The organism is Mycobacterium gastri (assembly GCF_002102175.1).
Classification (GTDB): Bacteria; Actinomycetota; Actinomycetes; order Mycobacteriales; family Mycobacteriaceae; genus Mycobacterium; species Mycobacterium gastri.
Window position 1 is genome coordinate 23,519 of record NZ_LQOX01000006.1, and the last position, 22,905, is coordinate 46,423.

Sequence of the window (22,905 nt, forward strand, 5' to 3'; positions counted from 1 at the left end):
CGAATCCTGAAGCCGGGTCACAACCAGGCGACTCGGGTCGATCCGGCGAACCGGCCTGGTGCGTGAGATCGGTGTCGATCCGGCCGCCAAGCCGTCGGCGCGGGTGGCAGCCGGGTCGTCGTTCGCGATGTTCGCCATTGGTGCGCTGCTGCCGCTGATCCCCTACCTGCTCGGCTTCGGGTCGTTGGCCGCCGGGCTGGCGTGCGGCGGGGCCGGGCTGTTGGTCGCCGGCGGCCTGACCGCCCGGTTCACCAGCAAAGCGGTGTGGTGGGCGGCGTCGCGGCAACTGCTCTTCGGCGCCGCCGCCGTGGCGGCCACCTATCTGGTGGGATTGCTGATCGCGGCCGTGCTGTGAGCGGCCCGCGACGTCACGATCGGGTACGCAGGGTGCGACCGGGCGGACGCAGCCGGAACAACACGAAACCGGCCCACAACGCGCCAAAGATGACCAGCATGGCCATGTCGAAGGCCCACCAGCCGGTGTAGTGTGTCCACACCCCGTTATGGGCCGCCAGCGGGTCGACCCGGCGCAGATCAACGGTGGAGGCGGCCGCGGCGAAGCCCCAGTGGGCCGGAATCAGCCAGGAGATCTGGTCGAACCCCCAGGTGCCCACCAGCGGCAGCATCCCCCCGCCGAAAAGCGCGGACGCCAGGATCACCGGCACCGCCAGCGGCAGAACCTCCCGTTGCGACCTGCCCAGCGTCGACAGCGCCAGACCGATGATCGCCGAGACGACCGCCGTGGCCGCCACGCTCAGGTAGAGCTCCACAGCGGTATTGCGCAACAGGACCGCATCGTGGACGGGCGGACCTTTGACGGCGACGACGATGGCGGTGAGGATGGCCGCCTGGATCGCCGCGACCAGGCCGAACACCGTGATCTTGGCGACCAGATAGGCCGGCGTCGACAACCCGACAGATTGCTCGCGCCGCAAGATCCGGCGCTCGCCGACCAGATCACCAACCGTCAGCAGGGTGCCCATCAGCACTGCGGCGAGGTTCAGCGCGGCCAGGATCTCGGTGGCCTCGTGCGGGTTGGGCGCCGACCGGCCGGGGCGGTCGAAGCCGGAATCTCCGGGAATCAGCAGCGTCAGGCCGCCCAACACAAACGGCAGCAGCAACAGGCAGACGAAGGACACCCTCCGGGTGACGAACAGGCGGACCTGGCGACGAATCGCCAACCAGAGCTGCTGGTCGGCAGTGAGTTTGGCGGGCGGCCGCCCGGGGGCTGCCACCGCGGGCGGCACCGGCGGTAGTGAACCAGATGCCTGCTGCCGGTTCAGGAACGCCTGATGCGCGCCGCCGGGATCGGCACGGACCTGTGCGAAAACCTCGGACCAGTCGGTAGTGCCCATCGCCGGTTCCAGCTGCACCGGCGGCTCGGCAAAGGCCAAGGTGCCGGCCGGGGTGAGCAGCAACACCTGGTCGCACATGTTCAGGTGAGCAAGCGACTTGGTCGCCACCACGACGACGCAGCCGAGGTCGGCCTGCCGGCGCAGGATCGCCATGACGTGGTTTTCCTGCGGCGGATCGAGACCGGCGCTCGGTTCGTCGACCACCAGCAGCGAGGGCCTGGAGACGAGTTCCGTCGCCATCGACGCGCACCGGCGCACCTCGGGCGTAAGTTTGGCCACCCGGGTGTTGCGATGCGGCGTCAGTTCGAGTTCGTCGAGAACATGGTCCACCACCCGGCCGCGGGTCTCGGGAGTGGTATCGGGCGGCAGCCGCAACTCTGCGGCATAACCCAGGGCCCGTTCGACGGTGAGGCAGCCGGGAACAGCCTCCCCGCGCGGCACCACCCCGATGCGTGATCTCACCCATTCCGGCTCGGCCTGCACGTCGTGGCCGTCCACGGTCAGCACTCCGGAACCGAGCGGTCGAAGGCCCGTAAGCAACTCGATCAGGGCGGTGTTGCGGTTTTCCGACGGCCCGATGACCGAGATCAACGAACCCGGGCGTGCGGTGAACGAGATGTCAGAGAGCAGTTCGCGCCCGTCGACGGTCAGTCCGATTCGATATGCCGCCACGCCGACAGTGCGCGCACCGGGTTTCAGCGGCAGCCGGCTGGTCGCCGGACCCTCCTCCGCCGGGCCGGCGTCGGGTCGAGCCGTGAGCAGCTTTCGGGTGGCGTCGGTCATGCGCTCGACCAGGCCACGTCCCTTGGGCTGCTCACCGGCCGGCGCGGGCTGGTCAGCCGGTGGCGGGTGCCCGGTCTCCGGCGCGGGCGACGTTCCCTGTGGTGTCAATCGGATGGGCTGGGTAGTCCTGCCGAATGTCGGGGCTGCGGGGATTCGCTGAGTCGCCGACTCCGCGACGATGTGCTGCGCTACCGGCTGGGCGGGTTCTGGATGGGTGATCGACTTGGCCGGCATCCGCTGCGTGGGTTGCTCGGTCGGTTTCACAGGTTTGCGCCACTGACCGGTAGGCGGCGGGGTCGGCCGATGCGGCTGCGGCGGACCCGCCGATGCCGTCGGCGCTCCCGCGGGCACGGCGAGCTGGAAGGTAAGCCGGGGCCCCGTGCGGGGATCACCGACCGCGATCGTCTGGCCGTCGCGGATGTCGACCGTCGACAGCCGGGTGCCGTCGACGAAAATGCCGTTGCCGCGGCCGTCCATGGCCACCCAATGGGTGCCGAGGAACCGCAGCACCACATCCGGGGCGGGCCGGTCAACGGGACCGGGGTGGTCCAGGCGGATGTCGCAGTGCTTGCCGGGCCCCACCAGCACGTCCCGGCCCGGGGCAAAGACGTACCGCATCGATCCGAACCAGACGGTCAATGGCGGGGCGTTCGATATCAAGATGCGGCCGCCACCTTTCGTCACCGAATGTCGTCACCGCAGCGACGACCGATATTGACTGAGTACCCGGCGGGCGGGTCTATCTATCCAGGATGCACCGCAGCGGTCACAAGGTGTTGCGGCCCGGGGTGGCCGCCGCGTTGTCGAGCAGCCGGCGCAGCACCTCGACGGCCTCAGCCAACACCTGCCGGTCCGCCGGCCCCAGTCGGGCCAGTTGCGGTTCGATCGCGGCAGCACGGTCGGCCCGCACGGCGGCCAGCGTGCGCTGCCCGTCCGGCGTGATGCGAATGCGGACCGCGCGGGCGTCGCCGGGGTCGACGGTCCGGGTCACCAGCCCGGCCTCTTCGAGGCGTCGCACCTGGGTGGTCATCGTCGGCTGGGAACAATGATCGACCGCGGCCAGGTCGCCGATGCGGGCTTCGCCCTTGGCTTCGATGGTTGCCAGCAGCCGGGCCTGCGCCGACGGCAGCGGCATCTGGATCCGTTGGGTCGCCAGCCGGTTGAGTCGCGCGACCACGCCCAGCAAATCGGCGCCGAGGCCCTGATGGGGCACCGCGGTTCCGGCGTGGTCGGTGGCGGCGGATGAACTCATGGTCCCATCGTTGCATAGCTTTGCTATGTGAGACCAATCGTGGGCGCTGGCAAGCCAATCCGGCGGACGGCTGTGTGCTGCCGCCGCATGCGGCTTCACCTGGCAGAATCGGTGAGGTGACTGTGCCGGCCCCCGTTGCTTCGCGACTTCCGCGACATCGACACGGGCCGCTGCAACCGGTGGAACTGGCCCAGGCGTCGGTGATGGCCGCGCTATGCGCGGTGACCGCGATCGTCTCGGTCGTCGTTCCGTTCGCCGCGGGACTGGCACTGCTGGGCACCGTGCCCACCGGGCTGCTGGCCTACCGCTTCCGGCTGCGCGTGCTGATTGCCGCGACGGTGGCCGCCGGGGTGATCGCCTTCCTGATCGCGGGAATGGGCGGCTTCATGGGAGTGGTCCACAGCGCCTACATCGGTGGCTTGACCGGAATCGTCAAACGCCGGGGCCGGGGCACGCCGACGGTCATTGTGTCGTCGCTGATCGCCGGGTTGGCCTTCGGCGCGGCGATGGTCGGAATGCTGGCGGCTCTGACCCGGCTGCGGCACCTGATTTTCGACGTGATGACCGCAAACGTGGAGGGCCTTGCGTCCTTTATGAGCCGGATCCATCTGCAGGGCGCTGCCGCCGACCTGAAGCGATACTTCGCCGACGGTCTGCAGTACTGGCCGTGGGTGCTGCTGGGCTACTTCACGTTCGGGATCGTGATCGTGTCGCTGATCGGTTGGTGGGCACTGTCGCGGCTGCTGGAGCGGATGCGCGGCATTCCCGATGTGCACAAGCTGGACGCTCCGGCCGGTGATTCAACGGATCCGATAGGGCCGGTTCCGGTGCGATTGGACCAGGTGCGCTTCCGATATCCCGGTGCCGCCCAAGACGCGTTGCGTGAGGTCAGCCTGGCTGTGCGGGTCGGTGAACACGTGGCGATCACCGGCGCCAACGGCTCCGGCAAGACCACGCTGATGCTGGTACTGGCGGGCCGGCAGCCGACGTCGGGCACGGTGGAGCGTCCGGGCGCGGTGGGTCTGGGCAAGCTGCGCGGCACGGCGGTGGTTTTGCAGCACCCGGAAAGCCAGGTGCTGGGCACCCGGGTCGCCGACGACGTGGTGTGGGGCCTGCCTCCGGGCACCAGGATCGACGTCGCCAAGTTGCTCACCGAAGTGGGTCTGGACGGGCTGGCCGAACGTGACACCGGCAGCCTGTCCGGTGGTGAGTTGCAGCGGCTAGCGCTGGCGGCGGCGTTGGCCAGAGAACCGGCGCTGCTGATCGCCGACGAGGTCACCACGATGGTGGACCAGCAAGGCCGCGATGCGCTGCTGGGCGTGTTGTCCGGCCTGACGAAACGTCACCGCACTGCGCTGGTGCACATCACGCACTACAACAACGAGGCCGATTCGGCCGACCGCACGATCAACCTCAGCGACTCTCCCGACAACGCCGACATGGTCGAGACGGCAGATGTTCCGGCGCCCGCCGTTGCGGTGGGTGACCTGGGGCACAAACCGGCCCTCGAACTGATCGGCGTCGGACACGAATACGCCAGGGGCACACCGTGGGCCAAGACCGCGTTACGGGACATCAGCTTCGTGGTGGAACAGGGCGACGGGGTGCTGATCCACGGCGGCAACGGCTCGGGCAAGTCCACGCTGGCGTGGATCATGGCCGGGCTGACGGTTCCCACCGCCGGGGTTTGCCTGCTCGATGGCAGGCCCACCCACGAGCAGGTCGGTGCGGTTGCGTTGTCATTCCAAGCGGCCCGGCTGCAGCTGATGCGCAGCCGGGTGGACCTGGAAGTCGCCTCTGCGGCCGGCTTTTCGCCCCGCGATCACGACCGGGTGGCCGCGGCGCTGCGTGTCGTCGGGCTGGATCGCACGCTGGCCGGGCGCAGCATCGATCAGCTCAGCGGTGGTCAGATGCGCCGGGTGGTGCTGGCCGGGTTGCTGGCATGTTCACCGCGGGCGTTGATTCTCGATGAGCCGCTGGCGGGTTTGGATGCCGCCAGCCAACGCGGTTTGCTGCGGCTGCTGGAAGACCTGCGCCGCGAGCAGGGTCTGACGGTGGTGGTCATTTCTCATGATTTCGCCGGTATGGAAGAGCTTTGCCCGCGGACCCTGGATCTGCGCAACGGCGCCATGCAACCGGCCTCGACGAGCGCCGCGGGCGGGACGGGGAGCATGTCATGACGCTGTCGGCAGCCGGCGCCTCCGACGCGGCAGGAGGCAGCACCCGGCACCCCACCCGACCGGTTGTCCTGCTGGTTCCGGTACCGGGCAGCTCGGTCATCCACGACTTGTGGGCTGGCACGAAACTGCTGGTGGTCTTCGGCATTTCGGTGCTGCTGACGTTCTATCCGGGCTGGGTGACGATCGGGCTGATGGCGGCGCTGGTGCTCACGGCGGCCAGGCTCGCACACATCCCGCGCGGTGCGGTGCCGTCGGTACCCCGCTGGTTATGGGTGGTTCTGGCCATCGGCGGCATCACGGCTGCGCTGGCCGGCGGCACCCCGTCGATCACGATGGCCGGAGTCGAGCTCGAACTGGGTGGAGCGTTGAACTTCCTGCGGATCACCGCGCTGTCGATCGTGCTACTCGCATTGGGTGCGATGGTTTCCTGGACCACCAACGTCGCCGAAATCGGGCCTGCGCTGGCGACTTTGGGCCGGCCGCTGCGGCTGCTGCGGATCCCGGTCGACGAGTGGGCGGTCACCCTGGCGCTCGCGCTTCGCGCTTTCCCGATGCTGATCGACGAATTCCAGGTGCTCTACGCGGCCCGCCGGCTGCGGCCCCGACGGATACCGCGCAGCCGCAAGGCCCGGCGGCAGCGGCGCACTACCGAAGTGATCGACCTACTTGCGGCTGCCATCACCGTGACGTTGCGGCGAGCAGACGAGATGGGCGATGCCATCACCGCCCGCGGCGGCACCGGCCAGCTGTCGGCGTACCCGGCGCGACCCAAACTCACCGACTGGGCGGCCCTGACGATCACCGCCGTGACCGGCGGCGCCGCAGTGGCGATCGAGACGCTGTTGCGGGTCACCTAAGCGGTGGTTCGATGCCGAGCCCATTCAGCGGTTCGCTGCCGGTTTGCGGCAAGCCGGGTTGATAATCAGCCTGGTCCAGTACCAGGAGGGCACTTGCCGGCAACTTCGGCCAGTCTGAGAGAGCAGATGCTGCGGCGCCGCCCGGTGGTCGGTGCCACGGTCGCGGCGGGGGTCGACGGAGGCCTCAAGCGCAGCATCGGCACCTTTCAGCTGACCATGTTCGGGGTCGGATCGACGATCGGCACCGGGATCTTCTTCGTGCTGTCCGAGGCCGTGCCGCAAGCAGGCCCGGGCGTGATCGTCTCCTTCGTCATCGCCGGTATCGCTGCCGGCCTCGCGGCCATCTGCTACGCCGAATTGGCATCGGCGGTACCGGTTTCGGGTTCGTCGTATTCGTATGCCTACGCCACCTTGGGCGAGGGGGTGGCAATCTGCGTGGCAGCCTGCCTGCTGCTGGAATACGGCGTGGCCACTGCCGCTGTCGCGGTCGGCTGGAGCGGTTACGTCAACAAGTTGCTGCACAACGTGTTCGGCTTCCATTTGCCGAGCGCGTTGTCGGCGGCGCCGTGGGATTCGCAGCCCGGCGAACCGCACGGATACGTGAACCTTCCGGCGGTCATTCTCATCGGGCTGTGCGCGTTGCTGCTGATTCGGGGCGCCAGTGAGTCGGCGAAGGTCAACGCGATCATGGTGCTGATCAAGCTCGGTGTGCTGGGCATGTTCGTGGTCCTGGCGTTGACCGCCTGCAGCGCTGATCATTTCAGGAACTTCGCCCCCTTCGGCGTCGCCGGAATCGGCGCCGCGGCGGGCACCATCTTCTTCTCCTTCATCGGTCTGGACGCCGTGTCCACCGCCGGTGAGGAAGTCAACAACCCGCAGCAAAGTGTGCCGCGGGCATTGATGGCGGCGCTCTTTGTCGTCACCGGCGTCTACGTGCTCGTCGCATTTGCCGCGTTGGGCACCCAGCCATGGCAGCGTTTCCAAGGGCAGGAAGAGGCCGGGCTGGCCACGATTCTGGACAATGTCACCCACGGCGCCTGGGCCAGCACCATTCTGGCGGCCGGCGCGGTGATCTCGATTTTCACCGTCACGCTGGTCACGTTGTACGGCCAGACCCGCATCCTGTTCGCGATGGGCCGTGACGGGCTGCTGCCGACACGGTTCGCCGCGGTGAATCCGCGCACACAGACTCCGGTGAGCAACACCGTGATCGTCGCGATCGCCGCGTCGATCCTGGCCGCCGTCGTGCCGCTGGGCCGCCTGGCGGACATGGTGTCCATCGGCACGCTCACCGCGTTCATCGTGGTGTCGGTCGGCGTGATCATCCTGCGGGTGCGTGAACCCGAGCTGCCGCGCGGGTTCTGGGTCCCCGGTTACCCGGTGACACCCGTCCTGTCGGTGCTGGCCTGCGGGTACCTGCTCTACAGCCTGCACTGGTACACCTGGATTGCGTTCACCGCCTGGGTTGTGGCCGCACTGCTGTTCTACCTCTTCTGGGGTCGCCACCACAGCGCGCTCAATAACCCTGCGCTGCTTACGGATCCACGTGCGGAGCAGCTGTGACCGTCGTCGTCGGGTACCTGGCCGGCCGGGCTGGTCCGTCGGCGCTGCAGCTGGCCGTGCGGGTGGCGCGAACGCTGAACACGTCACTGACGGTGGCGACCATCGTGCCGAAGCCATGGCTGTCGGGTTCGCTGTCTCAGCCCGAGTATCAGCGGTGGGCCGATGAGCTGGCTGCTGACTCTGCGATGGAGGCCCAGCGTTACCTTCGCACCGCGGCCGACGGGGTTGAGGTCAGCTACCTCCATCACGAACACCGGTCGGTATCGGGCGGACTGATCGAGGTGGTCGAGGAAGTCCAGGCCGAAATGCTGGTCCTGGGTTCGTTCCCGAACGGGCGACGGGCGCGGGTATTGATCGGCTCGACCGCCGATTGGCTGTTGCATTCGTCGCCGGTGCCGGTGGCGATCAGTCCCCGCCAGTACGATTCCCGCACCGGCCGGCTGACCAGGCTCACCTGCGGTTACTCGGCGGCGCCGGACTCGGCCGGGGTGGTGACGCGGTGTTCCGAGCTGGCCCGGCGATACGGCCTGCCGTTGCGGGTGATCACTTTCGCGGTCCGCGGCCGGACGATGTATCCACCCGAGGTGGGTCTGCACGCCGAGTCGTCGGTGCTGGAGGCATGGGCGGCGCAGGCCCAAGAAATGCTGGAAAAGCTCAAGACCGACGGGGTAGTCGGAAAAGACGTTGTGCTGCAAGTGATTACCGGAAACGGGTGGCAGCACGCGCTGGAGCACACCGACTGGCAGGACGGTGAGATTTTGGCGTTGGGCACCTCACCGCGCGGCGATATCGCCAGAGTCTTTCTCGGCTCCCGCAGCGGCAAGATCATCCGCCACAGTCCGGTACCGGTATTGGTGCTGCCCGGCTAGGAGCGCCGGTCGGCGCTGAGCGGAGTCCTGGACCAAGCGATCACATCGTTAACATTGACCCCAAGTCGATTCGGTGCGCGTTGACTGCCTCACTCGGAAGTTCATGGTGACCACAAATGCTGCTGGTCAACGATGCCGTCGTGCGCAGCCTTGGCCGCCTGGCTCTGTTTCCGGCACACCTTGGGCTCTGTTTCGGCACGCCGATACCGCACCTTCGCTCAAACCTCTTGTGATGGTAGGCGTTCGGGGGATATCTCCCGTGCTCACCGAGTCGGCTGTCATGCCGCCGCATCGAGTGTGCAGTGACGGGTGCGACTGTGTATGGAGGGCGGGAACCGCCGCGATCGGCCGCCCTGACGGCACAGTCGACGCCGTCAGCGCACAGTCGACGCCGCCAGCGCACACTCGCCGCCGTCAGCGCACAGTCGCCGCCGCCAGCCACCGACCCAACCGCACCAGCACGCGATTTCCATCTCCCCACACCGGGGCGCAGCCCCACGACCGCTTTGAGCGAGGAGCCCAGGGGGCGCAACGAATTTGTCGCTACCAGGTGGACAAAACGAGACATCCCGAACCCGCGGAGACCGATGTGGCTGATGGGAAAGCCGCGGTTGCATCCTACAACTTGGGGCACTGGATCAGCGCCGTCCAGCGCGTTCCTAGGGCCCCGCATGTCCGGCCATCAGCGCTGGGCGGCGGCGTTGGCCGCGGTCTGCGCCTGCCTCAGGATGGTCGCGACATCGCCGCGGCCCAGGAACATGTCGTCGAAATAGGGCTTGAGGGCGTCGTTGCCGGCAGCGAATCCGGAACCGCCGGGCGCCGGAATGCGCGGTCCGTTCAGCACGGCGAAAAACGGGGTGACGTCGACGCCCTTGGCTTTCCAGTAGGCGAAGTAAACGGGCTGGGCCGCCAGCACCGCCGGGATGGCCGCACCTTCGCGGCCCAGGTATGTGTTGCCTTCGGTGCTGCCCATCCAGGCCAGTACCTGGCGCACCGCGTCTGGGTGCTTGGTGGCTGAATTGCCGGCCGCAGCAATGCCATTCGTGACGCTTACCCGTCCCACTGGCCCGATCGGCAGCATCGCCACACCCCAGCGGAAGGTGGCGTCGCGGGCCACCGGCGCCAGGCTGTAGGTGCCGGACTGAAACAGCGCCATGCGGCCGGCCAGGAACTGGTTGCGGGAGAAATCGCCGTTGTCGTTGGTGTCGGAGGCGGGCGGTGCGACGTGGTCGTCGTTGATCAGGCCGACCAGATACCGGAAAGCCGTGATGGCAGGCGGATTGTCGAAGGCGAACTCGTTGCCGCGCTGGAATACGCCGCCGGCCGAGCCGATGTAGTTCAGATATATGCCCTGCGGGTCGTTGGCGGCGTCGTAGCCCCACTGGCGGACGCGTCGGGCCTCGAAACCGGGTGTGCCGGCGACATGTCCGTCGCTGTCGACGGTGAGCCGGGCCAACAGCGGGCGCAACGTGTCGTCGACACCCGGGCTCCAGCGCACCCGGTCCAGCTCGGCCGGGTCGACACCGGCGGCGGCCAGCAGGTCGGCGTTGTAGAACACGGCGACTCCGGCGTCGGTCAGCTGCGGCACTCCCCACAGGACGCCGTTGCGGGTGAACTGGTCGACCACCGACGGCTCCCAGCCACCCGGATCGAGCTTTGGGTCGATCTTCATCAACCGGCCGCTGTCGGCATAGGCGGCCAGGTGGGCGTTGGACAGCCAGAAGATGTCGTCGGCGCTGGCGCCGGCCACGTCGGTGCGCAGGGTGTCGAAGTAGGTCGAATAGGACACCAGATTCGTGCGCACTTCGATGCCGGGATGGGTGCGGGTGAACTCTTCGAACGAGCGCTGATAGGCCAATGCGATCGGATCGGCCCACAGCCGGACGGTGACGACGATCCTGCCGCCAGCCGGTTCGCCGGCGCGGTCCAGCATCACCGCCGTAACCCCGAGAAGCGCCGCGATCGACGTGAGCGCGGCGGCGACCAGGGTGGAAAAGCGGGGGCGAGTCATGGTTTGCATCCAGATTGCCGTGACGGTCGTGGATCGGCCAGCACAACAGCCCTGATGGCAATCTCGGCGCAATGACGCGTCATTTGAGCCCCGAGACCAGGATCGACGAGACGATATGTCGCTGAGCCGCGACGAACAGCGCGATCAGCGGCACGATCGCGACCGTCGTCGCCGCCATCACCAGCGTCCACTGGGCGTTGTACCGCGACTGCAGGTCGGCCGTGGCCACCGTCAACACCCGCCACTTGTGGCCGCTGGTGATCACCAGCGGCCACATGAAGTTGTTCCACTGGGAGACCACGGTGATCAGCGTCAGGGCGGCCAGGACCGGACGGCTGGACGGAATCACCACGTGCACCAGCACGTCCAGGGTGTTGGCGCCGTCCAGGAAAGCGGCATTGATCAAGTCGTTCGGGATGATGCGAAAGTGCTCGCGCAGCAAGAAGATCGCATACGGCGACCCGAACATGAACGGCAGCACCAGTGCCCAGAACGTGTTGCGCAGGCCCAGCTGGGCCATCATCAGATACAGCGGCACCACCGTGACCGTCGCCGGCACCATCAAGGTCGCGATGTAGACCCAGAACAACACGTCTCGTCCGGGGAATTCCAGCCGGGCGAATGCGTAGCCGGCCAGCACCGAAAACGTCATCTGCCCCAGCAGGATCACCGCCGTCATCAGCGCGGTCACCACCGCCGCACGGCCGAAGCCAGCACCGGCCAGGTCGGTGTAATTCGACAGCGTCGGCGGGCGCGGCAACTGCAGCGGCGTACCCGTCGCGAACTGGTGGGCGGAGGTGAACGACGTCAGCAGCCCGAGCAAGAAGGGCAGCAGCGTGATCACCGCGCCGAGGATCAGGCCGGCGTAGCTGACGGCGCTGGAAAGGCGCTGGCCGGATGGTCCGGCGCCGCTTCGGGCCGTGCCGGCCCGCGTCGTCGCCGAACGGCGGCTAGGTGAGGTCATAACTGATCCGTCGCCGGAAGTACGTGTGCTGCACGAAGGTGACGCCGACGAGAATGACGAACAGCACCACGGCCATTACCGACGCCCGCCCGATGGCCGCCGAACCGAAAGCCTCGGAATAGATCTGGTGAGCCACCAGGTCGGTGCTGCCCTCCGGTCCGCCGCCGGTCAGCGCGTAGACAATATCGAAAATCTGTGCGGCGCTGACGATCCCGGTGACCAGCACAAAAAAGGTCGTCGGCCGCAGCATCGGCAGGGTGATCCGCCAGAACCTTTGCCAGGCGGTCGCGCCGTCGGTGCGCGCGGCCGCGTGGATGTCGTCGGGGATGGCCAACAAGCCCGCCAGGAACGACAACGAGACATAGCCCACGTTGGTCCAGACGACGACGGCGGCCACCAAGGGCAGGGCCAGGTCGGGGTGGCTGAGCCATTCGACGCGGCGGCCCAGCACGGCGCTGACGGCGCCGTCGGTGGGCGCCAGGATCCAGCGCCACATCACCGCGATCGCCAGTGGGGCGCAGACCCACGGCAGGACGTAGAGCGTGCGGAAGAAATTCGTGCCCGGAAGCCTCCGGGCCAGCATCATCGCAGCCAGCAACCCGAGCACAGTCTGCGCCGGAACCACGATGGCCACGAAGATGGCGGTGACCACCAGCGAGCCGCCGAAGTCGGAGTCGGCCAGCACCGACCGCCAGTTGGCCAGCCCGACGAAGCGCAGCGGGCCCAGCAAATCCCACCGATACAGGCTCAGCCAGACGACCACCAGGATGGGCAGCAACAGGAAGGCGAGCACGCCGAACAGGCTGGGCGCCAGCAGGGCGTACGCCAGCGCGGTGGGTCGGCGTGGCGTGGCGCGCATGGGTGTATTAAAGCGTGGTCGATACGGTGGAGTCGTGACACCGAGCCGTGGGATCGATTCCGACTTCATGGACCTGCCACGCCACGCGCTGGCCGACGCCGCGTTGTCAGCGGCCACCGCCGTCGGGGCCAGCCATGCCGACCTGCGGATTCATCGCACCAGCACCGAGATCATCCAGCTGCGCGACGGAGAGCTCGAAACCGCGATCGCCAGTCACGACCTGGGCTTCGCGGTGCGGGTGATCGTCGACGGCACGTGGGGCTTCGCCTCGCACGCCGAGCTGGCGCCGTCGGTGGCAGCCGATACCGCGCGTCGCGCGGTGCAGGTGGCCACCACCCTGGCCGCGTTGAACACCGAGCGCGTCGAGCTGGCGCCCGAGCCGGTCTACGCCGACGTCAGCTGGGTGTCGGACTACCAGATCGACCCGTTCGGCCTGCCCGCGACTGAGAAGATCGCCGTGCTGCAGGACTACTCCGGCCGATTGCTGAGCGCCGACGGCGTCAATCATGCGTTGGCCAGGTTGAATGCGGTCAAGGAGCAGACCTTCTACGCCGACACTTTCGGCTCGTCGATTAGCCAGCAGCGGGTGTGGTTGTACCCGTCGCTGGAGGCGATCACCGTGGATGCGACGGCGGGCATCTTCGATTCCATGCGCACCCTGGCGCCGCCGGCGGCCCGGGGCTGGGAGGTGGTCGCCGGCGACGAGATCTGGAACTGGACCGACGAACTGGCTCAGCTACCGTCGTGGCTGGCCGAAAAGCTCAAGGCGCCCAGTGTGACCGCAGGCCGCACCGACCTGGTGATCGACCCGACCAACCTATGGCTGACCATCCACGAATCCATCGGCCACGCAACCGAATACGATCGCGCCATCGGCTACGAGGCGGCCTACGCCGGAACCTCGTTCGCCACACCGGACAAACTCGGCACCATGCGCTACGGCTCACCGGTGATGAACGTGACGGCCGATCGCACCGTCGAATTCGGCTTGGCCAGTGTCGGTTACGACGACGAAGGCGTGGCCGCGCAGAGCTGGGATCTGGTGCGCGACGGGGTATTCGTCGGCTATCAGCTCGACCGGGTGTTCGCCCGGCGGCTGGGGCAACAGCGCTCCAACGGCTGCTCGTATGCCGACTCGCCCCATCATGTGCCGATCCAGCGGATGGCGAATGTGTCGTTGCAGCCGGGGTCCGAAGACCTCAGCACCGCCGACCTGATCAGCCGGGTGCGCGACGGCATCTACATCGTCGGCGACAAGTCATGGTCGATCGACATGCAGCGCTACAACTTTCAGTTCACCGGCCAGCGGTTCTTCCGCATCCGCGACGGCCGCCTGGACGGTCAGTTGCGCGATGTCGCCTATCAGGCCACCACCACCGATTTCTGGAATTCCATGGAGGCCGTGGGCGGCCCGTCGACCTGGCGGCTGGGTGGGGCGATCAATTGTGGCAAGGCCCAGCCCGGCCAGGTCGCCGCGGTCAGCCACGGCTGTCCGTCGGCGCTGTTCCGCGGCGTCAACGTGCTCAACACCCGTACCGAAGGCGGCCGATGATCAGTGCGCAGCACGTCGTCAACATCGTCTTGACGGAAGCGGCGCAGCGTGGCCGCGCCGACGAGACCATGGTGCTCGTCGTCGACCGAACCGAGGCGACGTTGCGTTGGGCAGGCAATTCCATGACCACCAACGGGCTTTCGACAAGCCGCAGTGTGACCGTGATTTCGATTGTCCGCCAAGGTGATAACGCCTTCGTCGGCGCGGTGGAGACCGGTGAGGTCGACCCGTCGGTGTTGCCCGGGCTGGTGGCTGCGTCGCAGGACGCGGCCCGTTCGGCTCCCGAAGCCGGTGACGTCGCAACCCTGCTGGCCGACGCCGGGGTGCCCGTCGACTGGGACGCGCCGGTTTCCCGCACCGGTGTCGAGGCATTCGCCGACGTCGCGGCTTCGCTGAGCCGCGAGTTCGGGGGTGGCGACCGGCTGTACGGCTATGCGCACCATAGCCTTTCGACGACATTCCTGGCGTCGTCGACCGGTTTGCGGCGGCGTTACACGCAGCCGGCCGGCGCGGTGGAGATCAACGTCAAACGCGGCGACGCCAGCGCCTGGGCCGGAGTTGGCGCTCCCGACTTCGCCGGTGTGCCAATCGATGTGCTGCTCGATCAGCTGTCGACCCGGCTGGGGTGGGCGCAACGCCGGGTCGAGCTGCCCGCGGGACGGTACGAGACGATCATGCCGCCGTCGACGGTGGCCGACATGATGCTGTACCTGTCATGGTCGATGGCCGGCCGCGGCGCACAAGAGGGCCGCACCGCGTTGTCTGCCCCCGGCGGCGGGACCAGGGTAGGAGAGCGGCTCACCGAACTGCCGCTGACCCTGTTCTCCGACCCGATGGCGCCGGGCCTGGCATGCCGGCCGTTCGTCGCGGTGAGCAACTCTTCGGAGACGCTGTCGGTGTTCGACAACGGCATGGACATCGGCCACGTGGACTGGATCCGCGACGGGGTGATCAACGCGCTGGCCTATCCTCGGGCCACCGCCGCCAAGTACGACGCCCCGGCTGCCGTGGCCGCCGAGAACCTGTTGATGACGGGCGGTTCGGCTGGCCTGGCGGAGATGATCGCGGCCACCGAGCGGGGTCTGTTGCTGACCACGTTGTGGTACATCCGCGAGGTCGACCCGACCACGTTGCTGCTCACCGGGCTGACTCGCGACGGTGTCTACCTCATCGAAGACGGCACGGTGACGGCGGCGGTCAACAACTTCCGGTTCAACGAGAGCCCGCTGGACCTGCTGCGACGCGCCACCGAGGCCGGTGTCAGCGAGATCACCCTGCCGCGGGAATGGGCGGATTGGGCCACCCGGGCGGCGATGCCGTCGCTGCGGATACCGGACTTCCACATGTCGTCGGTCAGCCAGGCGCAGTAGCCGATTGCCGGGACGGGGGGCACGTCCTAGCGTGTGAAAGATGGCGGCGGAGATACCGGTTGGCGTGGGGCTTGCCCGGTTGGTTGCGTGGTCTCCGGACGACGGGAGGGTTGCCGGATTGGTCCGGCAGGTATGTGCGCGAACGCTGTCGCTGCCCGCGGCGCCTTGCGAGGTGGCCGTCGACGAACCGGAGTCCGAGGCGGAACGCGCCGTTGCCGAGTTCGCCGAACAGTTCAGTGCGGACGTCTCCCAGATTAGTGCCGAGCAGCGATCTGGTCTGCTTGAGCAGTTGGGGGACAGCGCATTTGGGGCTGTTGTGTCGATATTCATCGCCGACTTCGTGCCGCGGGTGCGCGCCGGTCTGGAGGCGCTGGGCATCGGCTCGGAGTACCTGGGATGGGCGCGGGGACCGATCAGGTGGAACCACGCGGCGACCGAGGGGCCCGGCGTTTTGTTCAACGACTTTTTGCCCGCTGTGGCCCGGATGCGCGCACTCGATCCCGTCACCTCCGAGTTGGTCCGGCTGCGGGGCGCGGCTGCACACAACTGCCGGCTATGCAAGTCGCTGCGTGAGGGCACCGCCCTGGATGCTGGTGGTTCGGACACGCTGTACGACGACGTCGAGCGCTTCGAGACTTCGATCTTGCTCGATGATTGCGCAAAAGCCGCCCTGCGGTATACGGATGCGTTAATTTGGACGCCTGCGCACCTCGCCGTCGACGTTGCCGCCGAGGTGCGCTCCAGGTTCTCCGAGGCTGAGGCCATCGAGCTGACTTTTGACATCATGCGTAACGCCAGCAACAAGATTGCCGTGTCGCTGGGTGCTGACGAGCCGAGGGTGGAGCAGGGCACCGAACGGTATCTCATCGGGGCCGACGGTCAGACGGTGTTCGGTTGACGATGGGCACCGGAACCATGGTCCGGGCGATGTTGGCCACCGCGGTGGGCGTGGCGTCGGCGTGCGGGCTGGTCGGCTGTTTCGGGACAGGTGGCAAATCCGCCAGGCCGACGACGCCGGTTCACGACCGGGAGGAATCACGACTGCCGCCGATCTATCCCGGGACGACGGTGTCGATCCCGCCGTCGACTACGCCGGCGGGTCCGGCAAGCACCATTGCGGGTGACGGCACCTACCGGGTAGGGGTGGACATCCGGCCCGGAACCTACCGGTCGCAAGGCAGCAATGCCTGTTATTGGGAACGGCTCAGGGGGCTCGGCGGAACCGTCGAGGACATCATCGCCAACGGCGCCGGAACCGGGCCGCAGGTCGTGCAGATTGCGCCGACGGACGTGGCGTTCAAGACGAAGCGCTGCCCGACGTGGACGCCGGATTCCGGCGCTTCGACGAGTTCGACGACTACGACGACTTCGACGACTTCGACGACGCCGGTGACGCTGCCCGAGGGTGCCCACGCATGTCCTGCCACGGCCGGGCCCGCCGGCGGGTTGAGCCAGTCCGCGGTCGGATCGTCGGCGACATCCTGCCAGTTTGCCGAACAGGTTCGGCTTGCCTACGGAGCCAGCGGACCTGCCGGCCCTTCACCTCGGCAGGTCAACGCCGTCAGCCCCGTGACCGGCCAGTCCTACACCATGACTTGCTCGGCCGACGGGGGATTGGTGGTGTGCAGCGGCGGCGACAACGCCGTCGTCTACCTGTACTGAAGCGTTTGACGATCCACGAAAACGCTTGCGTTCGTTGGACTTTGCGGTGGCCAGGCCCTGCCGTCGAAATCCGTGACATAACCACGGGCAGCGACCGTTACGAGTAGGGTGCGTGGATGCCCCACTATGAACCGACCAAGGAGTCACTCGCGACGCATCCGGTGCCCGAGTGGTTCGAGGACGCCAAGTTCGGGATCTTCATCCACTGGGGTTTGTACTCGGTGCCCGGCTGGGCTCCGCTCGAGGCCGACACCCAAGAGCTGATGGCTACCAAGGGACCCGCGTATTGGCTGAAGTACAACCCGTATGCCGAGTGGTATCAGAACACCATCGGAATCCCGGGCAGCCCGTCGCAGCGACACCACGCCGAAACCTATGGCCCCGACTTCACTTACGACGACTTCAAGCCGATGTTCAACAAAGCGTCGAAGCAATTCGATCCCGACTCCTGGGCCGAATTCTTCGAGCAAGCCAACGCGCGGTACGTGGTGCTCACCACCAAACACCACGACGGGTTCACGATGTGGCCCAGCCGACACCCCAACCCGCACAAGGACTCCTGGCATGCCGACCGCGACCTGGTCGGCGACCTGACGAGCGCGGTCCGCGACCGCGGCATGAAGATGGGTCTGTACTACTCGGGCGGGTACGACTGGACGTTCGACCCGACGGTCATCACCGATCTGCCGGGGCTGGCGAGCTCGCTCGTCCAGACAGACGAGTACGCCCGATATGCGGACAACCATATTCGTGAGCTCGTCAACCGCTACCAGCCGTCAGTGCTGTGGAACGACATTGGTTACCCGCCCCAGTCCAAACTCGCTGAGCTGTTCGCGCACTACTACAACCAGGTGCCCGACGGAGTCATCAACGACCGCTGGGCCCAGCTGCAGCTGCCCAAAGTCCCCGGGGTGGAACCCCTGGTCATGGGAGGTCTCGGGCTGGCCGGTGCCCTGTGGAGGTTCCTGCCCGACCGGGTACGGGTCCTGGACTTCCCGACCGGTTTCCACTACGACTTCCGCACCCCGGAATACGCCCAGTACGACGAGATCAAACCGGACAAATGGGAATCGACCCGCGGCGTGGGGAACTCATTCGGCAACAACCGCCAAGAAGGTCCCGACGAGATGCTGACCCTCACCGATCTGGCCCGCAGCTTCGCCGACCTGGTGAGCAAGAACGGCAATCTATTGCTTGGCATCGGGCCATACCCCGACGGGACGATCCCGGAGCTGCAAGCGCGGCTGCTCGCCGACTTCGGCGCATGGCTCGACGTGACCGGCGAAGCCTACTTCGACACCCGCCCCTGGACGACCCCGCAGTCCGCTGCCACCGACGGCTCCCCGCTGCGCTTCACCCAGACCGATAACGCCCTGTATGTGACGTTCCTGCAGGCCCCGGGGGAGCGCCGGGTCGGGCTGCGCGGCCTATCGGGGACCTCGGAGACCACAGTCCAGTTGCTTGGTGGCGGCGCACTCGAACACGAATGCGCCGCCGATCGCATCAACGTCACATTCCCCGACGCGTTGGACGTCTGGCCGGCCTACGCGGTCAAGATCACACCAAAGCCCTAGCCTCGTGAACTGACGCGCGCCTGAGACGTCGCACGCGGCACCGCGGCTGGCACGCCTTTAAGTACTGGCACTGTGCAATATTTCGGCGTTGAATTAGATTTATATGGCCAGGATCGGATTTCCCTCAATGGCAGGTTGAGAAATGAACGCCCATCAGATGAGCTCGCGGGGTCGGTTGATTACCGGCCTCGCACTGATGGTCGTGCTGCTATGGCAGGTTCTGACGTTGCCGCCGCGTGCATCGGCGGACTGCGTCTTGAGCGCGCAGGATCAGCGTTACATCGCACTGCTGGCACACCGCCAGATCGGTGCGGCTTCCGGGAGCACCGACTGCGACGTGGCAGCGCAGGGCCGGCAAATCGCCGACGACGTTCGCGTGGCAGACAACCCGCCGTTGCGGGCATCGACCATTGCGGAGGCCGTGTACGATGAAACGGACTTGACCGTGGAACAGGCTGCGTTCGAGGTCGCGGCAGCGATCTACGTCTACGCACCGGACATGGTCTGGGTAGTTGAAAACACAGCGTTGTAATCAGCGCCCGGGTAGGGCGGCTACGCGCACAAGGAGAACGTCCAGATGATCACCAAAGCGCTGATCAGTGTTGCTATCGCGGTCGGTGCCGCGATCGGGGTGGCCGCACCGGCTATGGCTGATGAGCCGGACGCCCCCGTGACCACGTGTAACTGTGACCAGCCTGTCAACAAGCCCCCTGCCCCCAGCCCACAGCAGATGAACCAGGCCATCCGAGAGGCGCTCGCCACCCTGGAAGCCGGCGAAGTCTGATCCGAAGGGTGGGCCGCACCGCTTAGCCGCCACGTCCTCGATTCCCTCGGAAAGCGCCGAAGCTGATAAGGATCAGTGCCGGTCTTCAGGCAGTCTTTGATGGTGCGCCGCAACCGTCGTGACGGGTATGCCGTCGACCGATGTAACGTCGGTTGCCCTGAGGTCGCGGCGGTGCATCTCGGTACAACTCGCCCCCCTGCCGCGCGTGGATGGTTGTCGCGCGGGACGGTGAGGTGGATGCGCGACGGGTTGACGTCAGCGAGAGCGTGAAGCGCCAAGGCCGACTCATGCGAGACGACACCACGGCTCAAAGTCCACGAGACGGCGGCGGCGAGATCGTCGTGCTCACCACGCGGCAGCACGGGCACCCGGTACACACCGCGTCCGGCACGCTCAAGACGTCCCCGGGCGGCAAGAAGGCGGAGCTGTACAGGGTCGACACCGATGTCCCGTGCATCACGAATCGTGACGTAGCCATGTTGCTCGGCGGCCAGTTCAACCAGCCGATCCCAGATCGCAATGTGCGCAAACGGATCAAATAGATACGCTTTTGCACACAGTTTTGGGCGTCTTGCAACACGTTCAATTCCGTCTCACGCAACGGTGGTGAACTGGTGATCAGCAGCGTCGGAAGCCGGTCGGCGGCGGCGTTGCACAGCGAGGAGAAGGCGTTGGCGAAGCCGGGTCCGGCGGTGGCGAACGCCACCGCCAGGCCGCCGGTCGCGTGGGCGTAACCTTCGGCGGCGTTACCGGCGGACGCTTCGTGCCGGTGGTCGATGATCCGCATGCCCAGCGCCTGGCATTCGACGAGGAAGGAGTCCAGATGTCCGCCGTGCACCCCGAATATGGACCGCACCCCGAACGAAGCCAGGGTGCGCGCGGCGAGTTGACCACCGGTGGCGAGTCCGGCCGCGGCGGGGGAACTGGTCGTGGAGCCGTCTAGCGACAAAGGGTCGCTAGATCTGATCGAGTCCTTACGTTGGTTACAAGTCAGGAACCTACCCACTGCTCCGACTCCCCATCGGAACGCCCGGGAACGCTGCTTACGATGGCCCGCAGGCCGCGCCCGGGATCCCCGAACTCGGCATCGCTCCCGGACGCGCCAGGTTGCTCCGATCCCGTCTGGCGCGGCGACACGGGAGTAGGTCGTCCCAAACTCTGCGCGCGTAGGCATCGACGGCGAAGGTTGTTGGGAATCGCGCAAAGACTCGTCACCATGTCTGTCGCCAGTGCGCGAAGATCGATTCGGTGGCCATGCTATTGGTCGACGGGAGCGGACAGTGCCGGGAACCAGATGTCTGTGAGGACCTCGGCAGCCAGGTCGGCGGAGACGTCGATCGTCGCTTGCATCGCCCAGCGGGTGAAGAATCGCCCGAGCTGGGTCAGGAGGAGTTCGACACGTAACCGTGCCTCATCGCGCCGCCCTTCCGGCCAACGCGACAGATAGCTCGTCATCGCGTTGAGGAGAGCGAGTATCCCGGCCCGGGCGGTAGCTCGGAAATCGGGGTCGAGCACGGTCGCCTCGTCCCAGGCCGGGAGCATCTGCTTGTACTGGTGAAACCATTCGATGGCCCGGGTGATCCAGGCCGTGAACTCCGCACGGGATCCGGTATCGAGCACCCGATCCAGGTCCTGGTAGAACGACAGCGCACTCGGTGCCATGCCGTCGGCGGCGAGCGCCCGGATGATGTCCACCTTCCCCGGGAAATGCACGTAGACGGTCGCCCGGCTGCAACCGACGGCGGCGGCGATGTCGTCGACGGTAACCGCCGCGTATCCGCGCGTGGAGAACAGCACGTGCGCGGACTCCATGAGCCGGGCACCTGCCTATCGAGGAATACCGCAGAGCGTTCGACAAAGCTTGTAATGCTATGGGGATCGCCGGCCTTGTACCGCACGGGCTACGCCATACCACGGCGTCGTTGGCAATCAGCGCGGGCGCTAATGTCAAGGTTGTGCAGAGGCTCTTAGGATAGGCGACAGCGGCCATGACGCTCGACCGCTATGGGCACTTGCTAAGCGACGACTTGGCAGGCGTAGCGGACGCCCTGGGCAAGGCGATCGAAAGCGTTGCGGTATCACTGCGGTATCCAAGAGTCGATTACAACGAGGCAGAACCTATATCTGCAGCTAGTTAGGATCAGGGGCGGTAGCTCAGTTGGTTAGAGCCGCGGACTCATAATCCGTTGGTCGCGGGTTCGAGCCCCGCCCGCCCCACCGAGAAACGCCTGGTCAGACGGTATTAGTGGCGGTCGGGTCGGCTAGGCGGGCTGGGCTTTACCGGCGTCGTACCGGCGTGCGGCGCGGTAGATGCGGCGCGAGCTAACACGCTCGGGGCCATCGAACACACGGACGACACACCCCCGCAACACGCCGAGAAGTGTCGTAGAGCCGCCATAGTGTTGGGGGGCATTCAGGTTGAGCACCAGGGGGTAGAGATCCGGCACTGACCGTGAGCAGCTGGAGCAAATAATTAGCGAAGTCCCAGGGTCACCGATGGTGCGGCGAACCGCTTCACCAGTTCATGCTCGGTGTGTTTGTCCTTAACAGGCCAGTACCACAAGGCGAAGGTGATGCGGATAAGCCATTGCGCGGCTAGTGGGTCGCTGCGCCCGATCATTTCTTCGGCCATCTTGACCACGAAGGGTGATGCGGTCACGGTTCCGGTGTCGTGGTCGGGGCGAATGTCGCCCATCATCAGTTTTCCGAGCGGTTCTGCCCGCATGAAGTCCAGCCCGACGGAGATGGCTGTCGCGACCCGCTCAGTTCCTTCAATCCCGGCTATGGCTTGCCGTATCGAGTCGATGATCCGCTGGGAGAACGCGGAGATCAGGCGTTCGAGGATCGCCGCCTTACCTCCTGTATGGCGATAGATGGTTGCCGGCGAGCAGTTCAACTGCGCGGCCAGCGCATCGATGGTGAAGGCGTCGAACCCATTGCGTGAGACGAGCTCTGAGGCAGCCGACATAATCCGATCACGCGCCTCCGAGCTACGGTCCGCCCCGAGGACCCAATCCTTCCGTGTCACGGCCGTCAACCTTCCCCTTAAATCAGCGATAGACAACAAATCCGTTCTATCACCGCGAGACACATTCGACTAATTGTCTCATCAATATGCGCAGCTTCTGGTCATTTTGAGACCAGGAGTGCTCGTCAGCCCTGTGCGGGGTCTTTCAACTTCGCTGCCACGTATTGACCGTGTGGGCGGCCGGCACCGACTCTGAGATGAGTGCTGTCGGGAAGGGTGCGCTGAATCTTGAAGCTTGGAAA

Annotated in this window: 17 protein-coding genes, 1 tRNA gene and 5 pseudogenes; 14 read left to right on the forward strand and 9 right to left on the reverse strand. The window is 66.5% G+C overall.

What is annotated here, in order from left to right:
* Positions 1-55: 55 nt before the first annotated feature.
* Positions 56-355, forward strand: a pseudogene (locus AWC07_RS00995) (VIT1/CCC1 transporter family protein); the annotation flags it as partial.
* Positions 356-368: 13 nt separating this feature from the next.
* Here AWC07_RS00995 and AWC07_RS01000 read toward each other — a convergent pair.
* Together AWC07_RS01000 and AWC07_RS01005 are read right to left on the reverse strand one after the other, a co-directional pair.
* Positions 369-2,756: an ABC transporter permease gene (locus AWC07_RS01000; RefSeq protein ID WP_085104918.1), complete on the reverse strand. Its 2,388-nt coding sequence runs from the start codon at positions 2,754-2,756 to the stop codon at positions 369-371.
* Between the two features lie 148 nt (positions 2,757-2,904).
* A complete protein-coding gene (locus AWC07_RS01005; protein ID WP_075510360.1) occupies positions 2,905-3,390 on the reverse strand; it encodes a MarR family winged helix-turn-helix transcriptional regulator in 486 nt (161 codons plus the stop codon).
* A gap of 203 nt (positions 3,391-3,593) precedes the next feature.
* On the opposite strand from AWC07_RS01005, the gene AWC07_RS01010 reads away from it, so the two are divergent.
* The 4 genes from AWC07_RS01010 (at position 3,594) to AWC07_RS01025 (ending at position 8,859) form a co-directional block, all read left to right on the forward strand.
* On the forward strand, positions 3,594-5,570 hold the full coding sequence (locus AWC07_RS01010; protein ID WP_244187402.1) for an ATP-binding cassette domain-containing protein: 1,977 nt from the start codon (positions 3,594-3,596) through the stop codon (positions 5,568-5,570).
* The gene (locus AWC07_RS01015) at positions 5,567-6,427 is read left to right on the forward strand and encodes a CbiQ family ECF transporter T component (RefSeq protein WP_051508077.1); all 861 of its coding nucleotides are present in this window, start codon (positions 5,567-5,569) and stop codon (positions 6,425-6,427) included. The genes AWC07_RS01010 and AWC07_RS01015 overlap by 4 nt, the downstream gene beginning before the upstream one ends.
* A gap of 93 nt (positions 6,428-6,520) precedes the next feature.
* On the forward strand, positions 6,521-7,990 hold the full coding sequence (locus AWC07_RS01020) for an amino acid permease (RefSeq protein WP_036415465.1): 1,470 nt from the start codon (positions 6,521-6,523) through the stop codon (positions 7,988-7,990).
* On the forward strand, positions 7,987-8,859 hold the full coding sequence (locus AWC07_RS01025) for a universal stress protein (RefSeq protein WP_036415467.1): 873 nt from the start codon (positions 7,987-7,989) through the stop codon (positions 8,857-8,859). Before AWC07_RS01020 ends, AWC07_RS01025 begins: the two co-directional genes overlap by 4 nt.
* A gap of 682 nt (positions 8,860-9,541) precedes the next feature.
* Here AWC07_RS01025 and AWC07_RS01030 read toward each other — a convergent pair.
* From AWC07_RS01030 to AWC07_RS01040, 3 genes are all read right to left on the reverse strand, one after another.
* Entirely contained in the window at positions 9,542-10,870 is a 1,329-nt protein-coding gene (locus tag AWC07_RS01030) for an ABC transporter substrate-binding protein (RefSeq protein ID WP_036415491.1), read from the reverse strand.
* Between the two features lie 79 nt (positions 10,871-10,949).
* Complete coding sequence (locus tag AWC07_RS01035; RefSeq protein ID WP_244187396.1) at positions 10,950-11,834, reverse strand: carbohydrate ABC transporter permease; 885 nt, start codon at positions 11,832-11,834, stop codon at positions 10,950-10,952.
* Positions 11,821-12,693 (reverse strand): carbohydrate ABC transporter permease, encoded by an 873-nt coding sequence (locus AWC07_RS01040; protein ID WP_036415469.1) that lies wholly within the window; start codon positions 12,691-12,693, stop codon positions 11,821-11,823. The genes AWC07_RS01035 and AWC07_RS01040 overlap by 14 nt, the downstream gene beginning before the upstream one ends.
* 34 nt (positions 12,694-12,727) lie before the next feature.
* On the opposite strand from AWC07_RS01040, the gene AWC07_RS01045 reads away from it, so the two are divergent.
* From AWC07_RS01045 to AWC07_RS26405, 7 genes are all read left to right on the forward strand, one after another.
* Entirely contained in the window at positions 12,728-14,245 is a 1,518-nt protein-coding gene (locus AWC07_RS01045; protein WP_036415472.1) for a TldD/PmbA family protein, read from the forward strand.
* Positions 14,242-15,615: a metallopeptidase TldD-related protein gene (locus AWC07_RS01050; RefSeq protein ID WP_036415475.1), complete on the forward strand. Its 1,374-nt coding sequence runs from the start codon at positions 14,242-14,244 to the stop codon at positions 15,613-15,615. Before AWC07_RS01045 ends, AWC07_RS01050 begins: the two co-directional genes overlap by 4 nt.
* A gap of 40 nt (positions 15,616-15,655) precedes the next feature.
* Positions 15,656-16,513 (forward strand): carboxymuconolactone decarboxylase family protein, encoded by an 858-nt coding sequence (locus tag AWC07_RS01055; protein WP_036415477.1) that lies wholly within the window; start codon positions 15,656-15,658, stop codon positions 16,511-16,513.
* Positions 16,514-16,515: 2 nt separating this feature from the next.
* Positions 16,516-17,277, forward strand: a complete 762-nt coding sequence (locus AWC07_RS01060) for an Rv1352/Rv1906c domain-containing protein (RefSeq protein WP_244187397.1) — start codon at positions 16,516-16,518, stop codon at positions 17,275-17,277.
* A 116-nt stretch (positions 17,278-17,393) separates the two neighbouring features.
* Positions 17,394-18,851: an alpha-L-fucosidase gene (locus tag AWC07_RS01065; protein WP_036415480.1), complete on the forward strand. Its 1,458-nt coding sequence runs from the start codon at positions 17,394-17,396 to the stop codon at positions 18,849-18,851.
* A 142-nt stretch (positions 18,852-18,993) separates the two neighbouring features.
* Positions 18,994-19,383, forward strand: a complete 390-nt coding sequence (locus AWC07_RS01070; protein WP_051508078.1) for a DUF732 domain-containing protein — start codon at positions 18,994-18,996, stop codon at positions 19,381-19,383.
* 45 nt (positions 19,384-19,428) lie between these two features.
* Positions 19,429-19,635, forward strand: a complete 207-nt coding sequence (locus AWC07_RS26405; RefSeq protein WP_036415483.1) for a hypothetical protein — start codon at positions 19,429-19,431, stop codon at positions 19,633-19,635.
* 56 nt (positions 19,636-19,691) lie between these two features.
* On the opposite strand, the pseudogene AWC07_RS01075 reads toward AWC07_RS26405, so the two are convergent.
* From AWC07_RS01075 to AWC07_RS01085, 3 pseudogenes are all read right to left on the reverse strand, one after another.
* Positions 19,692-20,195 (reverse strand): annotated as a pseudogene (locus AWC07_RS01075) (type IV toxin-antitoxin system AbiEi family antitoxin domain-containing protein); the annotation flags it as partial.
* A 20-nt stretch (positions 20,196-20,215) separates the two neighbouring features.
* Positions 20,216-20,809: pseudogene (locus AWC07_RS28270) on the reverse strand (thiamine pyrophosphate-binding protein); the annotation flags it as partial.
* Positions 20,810-20,892: 83 nt separating this feature from the next.
* A pseudogene (locus tag AWC07_RS01085) lies at positions 20,893-21,456 on the reverse strand (TetR/AcrR family transcriptional regulator); the annotation flags it as partial.
* Between AWC07_RS01085 and AWC07_RS01090 the strand changes: the two are divergent.
* Both AWC07_RS01090 and AWC07_RS01095 read left to right on the forward strand, forming a co-directional pair.
* Positions 21,453-21,773 (forward strand): annotated as a pseudogene (locus AWC07_RS01090) (tyrosine-type recombinase/integrase); the annotation flags it as partial. The pseudogenes AWC07_RS01085 and AWC07_RS01090 sit on opposite strands and share 4 nt — an antisense overlap.
* Positions 21,774-21,778: 5 nt before the next feature.
* Positions 21,779-21,852: transfer RNA gene (locus AWC07_RS01095), tRNA-Ile, on the forward strand.
* 256 nt (positions 21,853-22,108) lie between these two features.
* Here AWC07_RS01095 and AWC07_RS01100 read toward each other — a convergent pair.
* The gene (locus AWC07_RS01100) at positions 22,109-22,663 is read right to left on the reverse strand and encodes a TetR/AcrR family transcriptional regulator (RefSeq protein ID WP_036411547.1); all 555 of its coding nucleotides are present in this window, start codon (positions 22,661-22,663) and stop codon (positions 22,109-22,111) included.
* Between the last annotated feature and the right edge of the window lie 242 nt (positions 22,664-22,905).

Bases quoted from the DNA above. Each gene is read 5' to 3' on its own strand.
- AWC07_RS01030 (WP_036415491.1), bottom strand. From the start codon at position 10,870: ATGACTCGCCCCCGCTTTTCCACCCTGGTCGCCGCCGCGCTCACGTCG.
- AWC07_RS26405 (WP_036415483.1), top strand. From the start codon at position 19,429: ATGATCACCAAAGCGCTGATCAGTGTTGCTATCGCGGTCGGTGCCGCG.
- AWC07_RS01070 (WP_051508078.1), top strand. From the start codon at position 18,994: ATGAACGCCCATCAGATGAGCTCGCGGGGTCGGTTGATTACCGGCCTC.
- AWC07_RS01050 (WP_036415475.1), top strand. From the start codon at position 14,242: ATGATCAGTGCGCAGCACGTCGTCAACATCGTCTTGACGGAAGCGGCG.
- AWC07_RS01015 (WP_051508077.1), top strand. From the start codon at position 5,567: ATGACGCTGTCGGCAGCCGGCGCCTCCGACGCGGCAGGAGGCAGCACC.
- AWC07_RS01055 (WP_036415477.1), top strand. From the start codon at position 15,656: ATGGCGGCGGAGATACCGGTTGGCGTGGGGCTTGCCCGGTTGGTTGCG.
- AWC07_RS01000 (WP_085104918.1), bottom strand. From the start codon at position 2,756: ATGCGGTACGTCTTTGCCCCGGGCCGGGACGTGCTGGTGGGGCCCGGC.
- AWC07_RS01010 (WP_244187402.1), top strand. From the start codon at position 3,594: ATGGCCGCGCTATGCGCGGTGACCGCGATCGTCTCGGTCGTCGTTCCG.
- AWC07_RS01040 (WP_036415469.1), bottom strand. From the start codon at position 12,693: ATGCGCGCCACGCCACGCCGACCCACCGCGCTGGCGTACGCCCTGCTG.
- AWC07_RS01005 (WP_075510360.1), bottom strand. From the start codon at position 3,390: ATGAGTTCATCCGCCGCCACCGACCACGCCGGAACCGCGGTGCCCCAT.
- AWC07_RS01065 (WP_036415480.1), top strand. From the start codon at position 17,394: ATGCCCCACTATGAACCGACCAAGGAGTCACTCGCGACGCATCCGGTG.
- AWC07_RS01060 (WP_244187397.1), top strand. From the start codon at position 16,516: ATGGGCACCGGAACCATGGTCCGGGCGATGTTGGCCACCGCGGTGGGC.
- AWC07_RS01035 (WP_244187396.1), bottom strand. From the start codon at position 11,834: ATGACCTCACCTAGCCGCCGTTCGGCGACGACGCGGGCCGGCACGGCC.